Origin of the sequence: Enterobacter cloacae complex sp. 382A5 (assembly GCF_050031095.1) — a bacterium.
GTDB classification, from domain to species: Bacteria; Pseudomonadota; Gammaproteobacteria; order Enterobacterales; family Enterobacteriaceae; genus Enterobacter; species Enterobacter cloacae.
This window is the reverse complement of sequence record NZ_JBLGVK010000001.1, coordinates 788,723-801,709: the sequence shown is the minus strand read 5'-3', so window position 1 is coordinate 801,709 and position 12,987 is coordinate 788,723. Positions and strand designations below refer to the sequence as shown.

Annotated in this window: 10 protein-coding genes; 5 read left to right on the top strand and 5 right to left on the bottom strand. The window is 54.5% G+C overall.

The features are described from left to right. Positions 1 to 68 precede the first annotated feature (68 nt). The 3 genes from aceF to pdhR form a co-directional block, all read right to left on the bottom strand. On the bottom strand, positions 69 to 1,961 hold the full coding sequence (gene aceF / locus ACQG2G_RS03785; protein WP_061771367.1) for a pyruvate dehydrogenase complex dihydrolipoyllysine-residue acetyltransferase: 1,893 nt from the start codon (positions 1,959 to 1,961) through the stop codon (positions 69 to 71). Positions 1,962 to 1,975: 14 nt separating this feature from the next. Next, on the bottom strand, positions 1,976 to 4,639 hold the full coding sequence (aceE, locus tag ACQG2G_RS03780) for a pyruvate dehydrogenase (acetyl-transferring), homodimeric type (protein ID WP_013095597.1): 2,664 nt from the start codon (positions 4,637 to 4,639) through the stop codon (positions 1,976 to 1,978). Positions 4,640 to 4,762: 123 nt separating this feature from the next. Continuing rightward, on the bottom strand, positions 4,763 to 5,527 hold the full coding sequence (pdhR, locus tag ACQG2G_RS03775; protein ID WP_013095596.1) for a pyruvate dehydrogenase complex transcriptional repressor PdhR: 765 nt from the start codon (positions 5,525 to 5,527) through the stop codon (positions 4,763 to 4,765). 537 nt (positions 5,528 to 6,064) lie between these two features. On the opposite strand from pdhR, the gene aroP reads away from it, so the two are divergent. The 3 genes from aroP to ACQG2G_RS03760 all read left to right on the top strand — a co-directional run bounded on the left by aroP (position 6,065) and on the right by ACQG2G_RS03760 (position 9,957). Further along, positions 6,065 to 7,435, top strand: coding sequence for an aromatic amino acid transporter AroP (gene aroP, locus ACQG2G_RS03770; RefSeq protein ID WP_013095594.1), 1,371 nt, complete (start codon positions 6,065 to 6,067; stop codon positions 7,433 to 7,435). A 166-nt stretch (positions 7,436 to 7,601) separates the two neighbouring features. After that, the gene (locus ACQG2G_RS03765; RefSeq protein WP_061771369.1) at positions 7,602 to 9,014 is read left to right on the top strand and encodes a glycoside-pentoside-hexuronide (GPH):cation symporter; all 1,413 of its coding nucleotides are present in this window, start codon (positions 7,602 to 7,604) and stop codon (positions 9,012 to 9,014) included. Beyond that, positions 9,007 to 9,957: a glycoside hydrolase family 43 protein gene (locus tag ACQG2G_RS03760; protein WP_061771371.1), complete on the top strand. Its 951-nt coding sequence runs from the start codon at positions 9,007 to 9,009 to the stop codon at positions 9,955 to 9,957. Before ACQG2G_RS03765 ends, ACQG2G_RS03760 begins: the two co-directional genes overlap by 8 nt. A gap of 18 nt (positions 9,958 to 9,975) precedes the next feature. On the opposite strand, the gene ampE is transcribed toward ACQG2G_RS03760, so the two are convergent. Next, positions 9,976 to 10,830 carry a beta-lactamase regulator AmpE gene (gene ampE / locus ACQG2G_RS03755; RefSeq protein WP_020688508.1) on the bottom strand — a complete coding sequence of 285 codons (855 nt, stop codon included), beginning with the start codon at positions 10,828 to 10,830 and terminating at the stop codon, positions 9,976 to 9,978. Positions 10,831 to 10,839: 9 nt separating this feature from the next. Continuing rightward, on the bottom strand, positions 10,840 to 11,391 hold the full coding sequence (ampD, locus tag ACQG2G_RS03750) for a 1,6-anhydro-N-acetylmuramyl-L-alanine amidase AmpD (protein ID WP_020688507.1): 552 nt from the start codon (positions 11,389 to 11,391) through the stop codon (positions 10,840 to 10,842). An 87-nt stretch (positions 11,392 to 11,478) separates the two neighbouring features. Between ampD and nadC the strand changes: the two genes are divergently transcribed. After that, positions 11,479 to 12,372: a carboxylating nicotinate-nucleotide diphosphorylase gene (gene nadC, locus ACQG2G_RS03745; RefSeq protein ID WP_094085068.1), complete on the top strand. Its 894-nt coding sequence runs from the start codon at positions 11,479 to 11,481 to the stop codon at positions 12,370 to 12,372. Positions 12,373 to 12,548: 176 nt separating this feature from the next. Then, the gene (gene ppdD / locus ACQG2G_RS03740) at positions 12,549 to 12,986 is read left to right on the top strand and encodes a prepilin peptidase-dependent pilin (protein ID WP_023620000.1); all 438 of its coding nucleotides are present in this window, start codon (positions 12,549 to 12,551) and stop codon (positions 12,984 to 12,986) included. Position 12,987 lies beyond the last annotated feature (1 nt).

Genomic DNA, 12,987 nt, shown 5'->3' with positions numbered 1-12,987 from the left:
TTCGCCAATAACCTCACAAACCACATGAGATTAACAGAAAAAAGCCGGCCGACTGGCCGGCTTTTCACTTACATCACCAGGCGGCGAATGTCGCTCAGCATGTTGTTGATGATGGTGATGAAACGCGCACCATCAGCACCGTCGATCACGCGGTGGTCGAAGGACAGAGAGATTGGCATCATCAGACGCGGCACGAACTCTTTGCCATTCCACACCGGCTCCATCGCGGACTTGGACACACCGAGGATAGCCACTTCCGGCGCGTTAACAATCGGTGCGAAGTGGGTAGTACCCAGGCCGCCGATGCTGGAGATAGTGAAGCAGCCGCCCTGCATTTCGCCGGCAGTCAGCTTACCATCACGCGCTTTTTTGGAGATGGTGGTCAGTTCACGGGACAGCTCAGTGATGCTCTTCTTGTTCACGTCTTTGAAGACCGGAACAACCAGACCATTTGGCGTATCAACCGCAACACCGATGTTGATGTATTTCTTCAGCGTCAGCTTCTGGCCATCTTCGGACAGGGAGCTGTTGAAGCGAGGCATCTGCTCCAGGGCAGCGGCAACGGCTTTCATGATGAAGACCACTGGGGTGAATTTCACGTCCAGTTTACGCTTCTCAGCTTCGGCGTTCTGCTGTTTACGGAACGCTTCCAGATCGGTGATATCGGTTTTGTCGAAGTGCGTAACGTGCGGGATCATGACCCAGTTACGGCTCAGGTTAGCACCAGAGATTTTCTGGATGCGGCCCAGTTCCACTTCTTCAATTTCACCGAACTTGCTGAAGTCCACCTTCGGCCATGGCAGCATGCCCGGGATACCGCCGCCTGCGGCTGCAGCTGGTGCAGCTTCAGCGCGTTTCACCGCGTCTTTCACATAAGCCTGAACGTCTTCGCGCAGGATACGACCTTTACGGCCAGTCCCTTTCACTTTCGCCAGGTTCACGCCGAATTCGCGCGCCAGGCGACGAATCAGCGGAGTCGCATGGACGTAAGCATCGTTTTCAGCGAACTCAGATTTGCTTTCCGCTTTTGCAGCAGGTGCCGCTGGTTTAGCAGCCTGAGCCGGAGCAGCAGCCGGTGCTGGAGCAGCTGCGGCAGCCGGAGCGGCAGCAGGCGCAGCGCCTTCCACTTCGAAGACCATGATCAGAGAGCCGGTAGAGACTTTGTCGCCGGTGCTGATTTTGATCTCTTTAACGGTACCCGCGAACGGCGCAGGCACTTCCATAGAGGCTTTGTCGCCTTCAACGGTGATCAGTGACTGTTCAGCGGCAACTTTGTCGCCCACTTTCACCATCACTTCGGTCACTTCGACTTCGTCACCGCCGATGTCAGGAACGTTAACGTCTTTCACGCCGCCTGCTGCTGGTGCAGCCGCAGGAGCCGGAGCAGCAGTCTGAGCTGGCGCAGCGGCAGGTGCAGCACCCGCCACTTCGAAGATCATGATCAGAGAGCCGGTAGACACTTTGTCACCGGTGTTGATCTTGATCTCTTTAACGGTGCCCGCGAACGGCGCCGGCACTTCCATAGACGCTTTATCGCCTTCTACGGTGATCAGAGACTGCTCAGCTGCAACGGTATCGCCCACTTTCACCAGGATTTCAGTGACTTCAACTTCGTCACCACCGATGTCAGGCACGTTAACTTCTTTCGCTGCCGCGGCAGCTGCTGGAGCAGCGGCGGCCGGAGCTTCTTTCTTCTCTTCCTGCGCAGGTGCAGCAGCTGCTGCACCGTCGGCGGAATCGAAAATCATGATCAGTTTGCCAGTCTCGGTTTTATCGCCAACAGAGACTTTGATCTCTTTAACGATGCCAGCCTGAGGAGACGGGACTTCCATAGAGGCTTTATCGCCTTCTACGGTGATCAGCGACTGTTCAGCTTCAACTTTGTCGCCTACTTTGACCAGGATCTCGGTGATTTCAACTTCATCAGCCCCGATGTCCGGTACATTGATTTCGATAGCCATTATTCTTTTACCTCTTACGCCAGACGCGGGTTAACTTTTTCTGCATCGATGTTGAATTTGGTAATTGCGTCCGCAACCACTTTCTTATCGATTTCGCCACGTTTAGCCAGTTCGCCCAGTGCTGCTACAACCACGTAAGAAGCATCAACTTCGAAGTGGTGACGCAGGTTTTCGCGGCTGTCAGAACGACCGAAGCCGTCAGTACCCAGTACGCGATAATCATCAGCTGGAACGTAAGTACGAACCTGCTCAGCGAACAGTTTCATATAGTCAGTAGACGCCACCGCTGGCGCGTCGTTCATCACCTGAGCGATGTACGGAACGCGTGGGGTTTCCATTGGGTGCAGCATGTTCCAGCGCTCACAATCCTGGCCATCACGCGCCAGTTCAGTGAAGGAGGTCACGCTGTACACGTCGGAACCCACACCGTAGTCTTTCGCCAGGATCTGCGCTGCTTCACGAACGTGACGCAGAATAGAACCGGAGCCCAGCAGCTGAACTTTACCTTTGCTACCTTCAATGGTTTCGAGTTTATAGATACCTTTACGGATACCTTCCTCGGCACCTGCTGGCATTGCCGGCATGTGGTAGTTTTCGTTCAGGGTGGTGATGTAGTAGTAAATGTTCTCTTGCGCTTCGCCGTACATGCGCTGCAGACCGTCATGCATGATGACTGCCACTTCGTACGCGTAAGACGGGTCGTAAGAGATACAGTTAGGGATAGTCAGAGACTGAATGTGGCTGTGGCCATCTTCGTGCTGCAGACCTTCACCGTTCAGGGTCGTACGACCGGAAGTACCACCAATCAGGAAGCCGCGAGCCTGCTGGTCGCCTGCCTGCCAGCACAGGTCACCGATACGCTGGAACCCGAACATGGAGTAGTAAATGTAGAACGGGATCATCGGCAGGTTGTTGGTGCTGTAGGAGGTCGCAGCAGCCAGCCAGGATGCGCCTGCGCCCAGCTCGTTGATACCTTCCTGCAGGATCTGACCTTTCTCGTCTTCTTTGTAGTAAGCAACCTGCTCACGGTCCTGCGGGGTGTACTGCTGGCCGTTCGGGCTGTAGATACCGATCTGACGGAACAGACCTTCCATACCGAAAGTACGCGCTTCGTCAGCGATGATTGGCACCAGACGATCTTTGATCGACTTGTTCTTCAGCATCACGTTCAGGGCACGAACGAAAGCGATAGTGGTGGAGATCTCTTTGTTCTGCTCTTCCAGCAGCTGAGAGAAGTCTTCCAGCGCTGGCAGTTCCAGTTTCTCGGTGAAGTTAGGCTGACGAGCTGGCAGGTAGCCTTTCAGCGCCTGACGACGTTCGTGCAGGTACTTGTACTCTTCAGAACCTTCCGGGAAGGTGATGTAAGACAGGTTTTCTACCTGCTCATCGGTCACTGGCACGTTGAAGCGGTCGCGGATGTAGCGCACGCCGTCCATGTTCATTTTCTTAACCTGGTGAGCGATGTTTTTACCTTCTGCGGTATCACCCATGCCGTAACCTTTGATGGTGTGGGCCAGGATTACAGTCGCTTTACCTTTGGTTTCGCGCGCTTTTTTCAGTGCTGCGTAGATTTTCTTCGGATCGTGACCACCACGGTTCAGCGCCCAGATCTGCTCGTCAGTCCAGTCTGCAACCAGTGCGGCGGTTTCAGGATATTTGCCAAAGAAGTGCTCACGAACGTAGGCACCGTCTTTGGATTTGAAGGTCTGGTAGTCACCGTCAACGGTTTCGTTCATCAGCTGGATCAGTTTACCGCTGGTGTCTTTACGCAGCAGTTCGTCCCAACGGGAACCCCACATTACTTTGATAACGTTCCAGCCAGCACCTGCGAAGATGCCTTCCAGTTCGTTGATGATCTTACCGTTACCGGTTACCGGACCATCCAGACGCTGCAGGTTACAGTTGATGATGAAGCACAGGTTGTCCAGCTTCTCACGGGTAGCGATGGTGATCGCACCTTTAGATTCTGGCTCATCCATCTCACCGTCGCCCAGGAAGGCGTAAACGGTTTGCTCAGAGGTATCTTTCAGACCGCGGTGTTCCAGGTACTTCAGGAATTTCGCCTGATAGATTGCACCAATTGGGCCCAGACCCATGGATACGGTCGGGAACTGCCAGAATTCAGGCATCAGTTTAGGGTGCGGGTAAGAAGACAGACCTTTACCGTGAACTTCCTGACGGAAGTTATTCATCTGCTCTTCAGTCAGACGACCTTCCAGGAATGCACGTGCATAGATGCCCGGAGAGATGTGGCCCTGGAAGTACACCAGGTCGCCGCCGTCTTTCTCGTTAGCAGCACGGAAGAAGTGGTTGAAGCACACTTCGTAAACGGTCGCAGAGGACTGGAAGGACGCCATGTGGCCACCCAGCTCCAGATCTTTCTTGGACGCACGCAGAACGGTCATGATGGCGTTCCAGCGGATGGCAGAACGGATACGGCGTTCCAGATCCAGATTGCCCGGGTATTCCGGTTCGTCTTCAACGGCAATCGTGTTTACGTAGTTGCTAGCCCCTGCACCTGAAGCAACCTTCACGCCGCCTTTGCGGGCTTCAGAAAGCAGCTGATCAATCAGATACTGAGCGCGCTCAACACCTTCTTCACGGATGACCGATTCGATCGCCTGTAGCCAGTCGCGAGTTTCGATCGGATCCACGTCATTTTGGAGACGTTCTGACATGGGGGTATTCCTTATCTATCTAATACGTTGATTTGTCTGGAACCTGTCCCATTGTATTTTCGTCAGAAAACACAATAAGACAGGTTCTGCGTTTAGTTGCCGCGCTCTAAAAGTACCTGGCGCTTAATCCTTTCGTTGCTGTATGCGGCGTAATGAACGTTCGCGACGCGATTGTTCTCGGCTGCGGTCCAGCAAGATTTCCTCAATGAAAGCCAGATGTCGGTGCGACGCTTCGCGCGCCTGCTCCGGTTCCCCGGCCATTATCGCCTCGAATACTCGGGTGCGATGGTTGCTTACCAGCGGGAGCATGTCCCGACGGGCATACAACAATTCAAAATTTTGACGAACGTTCTGGGCCAGCATCGGCTCCATGCAGCGTAGCAGATGGAGGAGCACTACGTTGTGTGCCGCTTCGGTGACGGCAATCTGATACTGGACGACGGCATTGGACTCGGCGTCTAAATCGCCGGACTGCTGTGCCCGTTCAATGGCCTGATGCAGTTCGCGGATACGCACGCGATCTTCATCAGTGCTGCGAAGGGCGGCGTAATAGGCCGCGATACCTTCAAGCGCGTGACGGGTCTCAAGCAGATCAAACTGGGATTCTGGGTGGTCAGAGAGAAGTTCTACCAGCGGATCGCTGAAGCTCTGCCACAGGCTGTTTTGAACAAAGGTTCCGCCGCCCTGGCGACGAAGCAGCAAGCCCTTTGCTTCGAGGCGTTGAATCGCCTCACGCAGAGAGGGGCGGGATACGTCGAACTGTTTAGCCAGCTCGCGTTCTGGCGGAAGTTTCTCACCCGGGCGCAGTGTCCCCTCGAGGATTAAAAACTCCAGCTGCTGCTCAATCACATCGGATAGTTTTGGTTGGCGAATTTTGCTGTAGGCCATATTCCCTGTCTTACGCCTTTTTGCCCGGAGTCAATTGGTCTTACCAATTTCAAGTTCGTATCGCTAAAGTAACAAAGTATTCACCTTCTGTCCATATTGGTTTTGATTGAAATCAGTAAACCCTGCACATTTTAACAACCTTACAGAAATAACGTTTCAGAAATGTAACTTTGCACAAATGAGTTGATTACTACTAAAGAGGGAGTTTTAACCATAATGAAACGAGGGTTTTTGCAATCTGAAGCGATTCAACAAAGCAAATAATGAAAATTCGCCCACTTTTGAGGCATTTCTATTCTATAGGTTGGGGTAGTAAGAATTAACGGTGCGATTTACAAATGCTTTCTTTTTATTCAACTCGTCATCAGCCCTTCATAAAGCAGGTGCATTCACAGGCGCTTACCACTATTCTTGCGCTTACGGAAGACATCTCCGCTTTTTTCGGTCTCATTAACCGTAAAGAAATAAATACAGAAAACGGATATTCATAATTACACACGCACAGCGTGAACATAACAACCACACACGAGGTTTCAAATGGAAGCTCAACAGCACGGCGATCAGCTAAAGCGCGGCCTTAAAAACCGCCATATACAGCTCATCGCATTGGGTGGTGCTATCGGCACAGGCCTGTTTCTGGGAAGCGCATCCGTCATCCAGTCGGCCGGTCCAGGCATTATTTTGGGTTACGCTATCGCAGGTTTTATTGCGTTTCTGATTATGCGCCAGTTAGGTGAGATGGTTGTTGAAGAGCCGGTTGCAGGCTCGTTCAGCCACTTTGCCTACAAATACTGGGGCAGTTTTGCCGGTTTCGCTTCCGGCTGGAACTACTGGGTGCTTTACGTTCTGGTGGCCATGGCAGAACTGACCGCCGTGGGGAAATACATTCAGTTCTGGTATCCCGAGATCCCAACCTGGGTTTCTGCGGCAGCGTTCTTCGTCATTATCAACGCCATCAACCTGACCAACGTAAAAGTGTTCGGTGAGATGGAGTTCTGGTTTGCCATCATCAAAGTCATTGCCGTGGTGGCGATGATTATCTTTGGCGGCTGGCTGCTGTTCAGCGGCAACGGTGGCCCACAGGCCACGGTGCGTAACCTCTGGGAGCAAGGTGGATTCCTGCCTCACGGGATGACCGGTCTGGTGATGATGATGGCCATCATTATGTTTTCCTTCGGGGGGCTGGAGCTGGTGGGGATCACCGCCGCTGAAGCCGACAACCCGGAGCAAAGCATCCCGAAAGCGACGAATCAGGTTATCTACCGAATTCTGATCTTCTATGTGGGTTCACTGGCCGTTCTGCTCTCGCTGCTGCCGTGGACACGCGTCACGGCCGACACCAGCCCGTTCGTCCTTATCTTCCACGAACTGGGCGATACCTTCGTGGCGAATGCGCTCAATATCGTCGTGCTGACGGCGGCGCTTTCCGTCTACAACAGCTGCGTGTACTGCAACAGCCGCATGCTGTTCGGCCTTGCGCAGCAGGGTAACGCACCAAAAGCCCTGCTGAACGTCGATAAGCGCGGCGTGCCGGTCAATACCATCATTGTTTCGGCTATCGTGACGGCACTTTGCGTGCTGATTAACTACATGGCCCCCGAATCGGCGTTTGGCCTGCTGATGGCCCTGGTGGTCTCGGCTCTGGTGATTAACTGGGCGATGATCAGCCTGGCGCACATCAAGTTCCGCCGCGCTAAACAGCAGCAGGGCGTAACCACCCGCTTCCCTGCCCTGCTCTATCCGCTGGGTAACTGGGTTTGCCTGCTGTTTATGGCGGGCGTGCTGGTGATTATGCTGCTCACCCCAGGCATGGCGATTTCCGTTTACCTGATCCCGGTCTGGATTGCGATCCTCGGCGTGGGGTATCTGGTAAAACAGAAAAACGGTAAAACCGTAAAAGCACATTAATAGCCCTCCAGCTCAGCACTCGTTTCGCGGGTGCTGAGCGTTTGTTACCTTCCTCACAAATTCACCTCGTCAGCCGCTTTATCCATATCACCGCCCTGATACTGCAACGCATATATCGATTAGCCAGCAAATAATTCTCTCCATACCGTCACCCGGAGAGCAGTCAATGGATAACAATAAACTGTCAGTAAAAGAGAAGATCGGCTATGGGATGGGCGATGCAGGATGCAATATCATCTTCGGCGCCATCATGTTGTTTGTTAATTATTTTTATACCGATATTTTTGGGCTGGCACCTGCGCTGGTCGGCGTGTTGCTGCTGTCCGTGCGCGTTATAGATGCCGTTACGGACCCGATCATGGGGGCCATCGCGGACCGTACCCGCAGTAAATATGGGCGGTTTCGTCCATGGCTTTTGTGGATTGCGTTCCCCTATGCGCTATTCAGTATCCTGATGTTCACCACGCCAGACTGGAGCTATAACAGCAAAGTTATCTATGCCTTTGTGACCTACTTCCTGCTCTCGTTAACCTATACGGCCATCAACATTCCCTACTGCTCGTTGGGCGGCGTGATCACCAATGACCCAAAAGAGCGCGTGGCCTGCCAGTCCTATCGCTTTGTGATGGTGGGTATTGCCACGCTTTTACTGTCGCTCACGCTCCTGCCGATGGCGGACTGGTTTGGTGGCGATAACAAAGCCAAAGGCTACCAGATGGCGATGACCGTGCTGGCGCTGATTGGTACCTGTATGTTCCTGTTCTGCTTCGCCACCGTGCGCGAGCGCGTACGTCCGGCGGTGCAGACCCATGATGAGCTGAAAAACGATCTGAAGGACGTGTGGAAAAACGACCAGTGGGTACGCATTCTGCTGCTGACGCTCTGCAACGTCTGCCCGGGCTTTATCCGCATGGCGGCCACCATGTATTACGTCACCTGGGTAATGGGCCAGAGCACTCACTTTGCCACCCTGTTTATCAGCCTGGGCGTGGTGGGAATGATGCTCGGCAGTATGCTGGCGAAAGTGCTGACCGACCGCTGGTGTAAACTGAAAGTGTTCTTCTGGACCAACATCGTGCTGGCGCTTTTCTCCTGCGCGTTCTATTTCTTCGACCCGAAAGCGACCGTCACCATCGTGGCGCTCTACTTCCTGCTTAACATTCTTCACCAGATCCCATCTCCGCTGCACTGGTCGCTAATGGCCGATGTGGACGACTATGGCGAGTGGAAAACCGGTAAACGCATCACCGGGATCAGCTTCTCGGGCAATATCTTCTTCCTCAAGCTGGGGCTGGCGATTGCTGGCGCGATGGTGGGCTTCCTGCTCTCCTGGTATGGCTACGACGCCGGTGCGAAAGCGCAAAGCGCAGAGGCCATTAACGGGATCGTTCTGCTGTTTACCGTGATCCCGGGGGTGGGGTATTTGATCACTGCGGGCGTAGTACGACTGCTGAAAGTGGATCGGGAAACCATGAAACAGATCCAGCTCGACCTGGAGAAACGCCGCACCAACTACAGCGAACTGAACGCCTGGCAGGAAACGAGAGCCGAAACAAAAGAAGGAACGCCGCATGCATAACTGGCCTAACCCGTTTATAGAACAACGCGCCGACCCATACATTCTGCGTCATGAAGGGCAATATTATTTTATCGCCTCCGTGCCGCAATACGACAGACTGGCGATCCGCCGGGCAGCGTCGCTGGAAGGGCTGCGCAGTGCCGACGAGGTGGTCGTATGGCGCAAACCGGAGACCGGCCCAATGAGCCAGCTTATCTGGGCACCGGAACTGCATCATATCGACGGTAAGTGGTACATCTATTTTGCCGCCGCGCACACCCAGGCGCTGGATGGTCTGGGCATGTTCCAGCACCGCATGTTTATGCTGGAGTGTGCCGACCGCGACCCGCTAACCGGCACGTGGACTGAAAAAGGCCAGGTAAAAACGCCCTTCGACACCTTTGCGCTGGACGCTACCACGTTCGTGCATCAGGGGAAACGCTGGTATCTGTGGGCGCAAAAAGCCCCGGATATCTCCGGCAACTCCAATCTCTATTTATGTGAAATGGAGAACCCGTGGACGCTGAAAGGCGAGCCGGTGATGCTCAGTAAACCGGAATATGACTGGGAGTGCCGGGGCTTCTGGGTCAACGAAGGCCCGGCGGTGCTGTTCCACGGCGACAAGTTGTTTATCAGCTACTCCGCCAGCGCGACCGACGAGAACTACTGCATGGGGCTGCTGTGGACAGAGATCAATGCCGATCCGCAAAATCCTGCGAACTGGCACAAGGCCTCGCGCCCGGTCTTCGTCACCAGCTACGAAAACCGCCAGTATGGGCCAGGCCATAACAGCTTTACGCAAACGCCGGAAGGAGAAGATGTGCTGGTGTATCACGCGCGAAATTACACCGAAATTGAAGGCGATCCGCTTTATGATCCCAATCGTCATACCCGCCTGAAGCTCGTCCGCTGGCACGAAAACGGGATGCCTGATTTTGGCATCCCGCCTGCAGATACGCCGTAACCGCTACGGCACGCGGGTTCAGACCAGCGTGCCGTAAATGGTTAGCAACGCTACGATAACGACCACCACAAACGACGTTTTCTTCGCCATCGAGACCGCCGCTTTCGGCGTTTCTATCTTGTCGGTATGCGGCTCACGCGCCAGAGAGAACTGTGCCAGGCGTGTCAGCACCTGGTACTGCGAGGTATGACGGTCGCCAAGCGACGCGAACCACGCCGGGAGCGCTTTTTCGCCGTGGCCAATAAGCGCATAGACCACACCCACCAGACGAACCGGAAGCCAGTCGAGCACGTGCAGGATCGCATCAATGCCGGAAAGCAAACGTTCATGCGGGGTGAGATAGCGGGCAAGCCAGGTCTGCCAGGCGCGCAGGAACGCATATCCCATCAGCAGTACCGGCCCCCACGGGCCACCCACCACAAACCAGAACAGCGGCGCCAGGTAGTAGCGGAAGTTAATCCACAGCAGCGCATTCTGCAGTTCACGCAGGAACTCGCGTTCATCGCAATCCGGCGGCACGCCGTGGATCATCGTCAGCTCGCTGGCCATGGCGCTACGTGCATGCGCATCATCACGGGAAGCGGCTTTCAGATAAGCGTGATAGTGCATACGCACCTTGCCTGCGCCAATACACAGCACGCCGAGCAGGATCCACACCACCAGTAGCGGCACGTTGAAAAAGAGGCCGTATAACGAGCGCAGCAGCAAGAACGTAATCACCATCACGCCCGCGGTCATCAGCAGCGTACGCAGCATGGAAAAATGGTTAATCCGGCGGAAAAGCACCTCCAGCCGGTGATCCAGATGCCAGTGCTCACCGAGTTTGAACAAGCGTTCTGCGATGATGACCAGCAGCATGGTAAACAACGTCATGTTATCTCCTTATTCTGACGACGCGGTAAGCATGGCGCGAAACCGGGGCCAGTCAAATGCAGGGCCAGGATCGGTTTTTCGCGCCGGGGCGATATCACAGTGTCCCGTAATGTTCTCTGCAATCGCAGGGTAAAGCCTGATGAGCGTTTGGGTGATATCCACCAACCGCTGGTACTGTGCATCGGTATAAGGGGTGGTGTCCGTGCCTTCCAGCTCAATCCCAATAGAGAAGTCATTGCAACGCTCGCGCCCCTGATACATCGAGACACCCGCATGCCAGGCGCGCTTATCAAAAGGAACATACTGAACCACTTCGCCATCGCGACGGATCAGGCAGTGCGCCGATACGCGCAGATGCGCAATCTCAGCAAAGAAAGGATGGGCATCGGGATCTATCGTTCCCGTGAATAACGCATCGATCCACGGACCGCCAAACTCACCCGGCGGGAGACTAATGTTATGAACCACCAGCAGTGTGGGCTTTTCATCCTCCGGGCGGCCATCGTGGTGCGGCGAGGGTACACGCCGCGCATCCACCAGCCATCCGTCTTCTAACAACATGCTGGAACTCCTTATGTATGGTGCTGTTACTCGGTTCAGAGTAGCATGTTTCAATATTATGATTCGTTACCAATTTGGAGTTTTATCATGCCGCCTCGCCGCTACAACCCCGACCACCGACGTGAAGCGCTTCTGGAACGTATTAATATGGATATTCCGGCAAGCGTTGCCCATGCTTTGAAAGAAGATCTGGGCGGTGACGTCAGCGCGGACAACGATATTACCGCACAATTATTGCCAAAAGAGACACGCTCACACGCCGTGATCATCACCCGTGAAGATGGCGTGTTTTGCGGCAAGCGCTGGGTTGAAGAGGTCTTTACTCAACTGGCTGGCGATGAGGTGCAAATCGCCTGGCATGTTGAAGACGGTGACGCCATTACCGCAAACCAGCCGCTGTTTGAGCTTGAAGGCCCGTCCCGCGTGCTGCTGACCGGTGAACGTACCGCGCTTAACTTTGTGCAGACCCTGTCAGGGGTGGCAAGCGAAGTGCGTCGTTACGTTGACCTGCTGGCCGGTACCCATACGCAACTGCTGGACACCCGTAAAACGCTGCCGGGTCTGCGCACGGCATTAAAGTACGCGGTGCTTTGTGGCGGGGGAGCCAACCACCGTCTGGGGTTGTCCGACGCCTTCCTGATTAAAGAGAACCACATTATTGCTTCTGGCTCCGTGCGTCAGGCGGTGGAGAAAGCCTTCTGGCTGCACCCGGATGTGCCGGTTGAAGTGGAAGTTGAAAACCTCGAAGAGCTGGAGCAGGCCATCAAGGCCGGTGCCGATATCATCATGCTCGATAACTTTGCAACAGCACAGATGCGCGAGGCGGTGAAGCTCACCAACGGCCAGGCACAGCTCGAAGTTTCAGGGAACGTCACCTTCGAAACGATCCGTGAATTCGCCGAAACCGGCGTGGACTACATTTCTGTCGGGGCGCTGACCAAGCACGTTCGCGCCCTCGATCTCTCCATGCGCTTCAAATAACGTCGTCTCCCCTCTCTGCCTGGAGAGGGGAAATTTCAGCCCTCCTCGCAATCTCTCTGTTCTTCTCTGCAAGTAAGTACAAATTCCCTGAACGCCGCTTCACGTTCCATTTTTTGCCCCTCGTCTGCTTTTTTCCCCGCTGTCAGAGTAGCGCCACTTAATCCTGAGGAGCAGATATGAACAGACAACAAGGCTTCACGCTCATTGAGCTGATGGTGGTAATCGGCATTATTGCCATCCTGAGCGCCATTGGTATTCCCGCCTACCAGAACTACCTGCGAAAAGCGGCCCTGACCGACATGCTGCAAACGTTCGTGCCCTATCGCACGGCGATTGAACTTTGTGCCCTGGAACATGGCGGCGTGACGAGCTGCGACGGCGGCAGTAACGGTATCCCTTCTCCAACGACAACACGCTATGTCTCGGGAATGAGCGTGACGCAGGGCGTCGTGTCGTTAACCGGCCAGGAGAGCCTTAACGGACTTGAGGTGGTGGTGACGCCGCAATGGAGTAGTGGCAACGGTATGACGGGCTGGAAACGTAGCTGCAATATCAGCAACGACGGTGCGCTCAAAGAGGCCTGCGAAGATGTATTCCGATTCGACAGTAACTGAC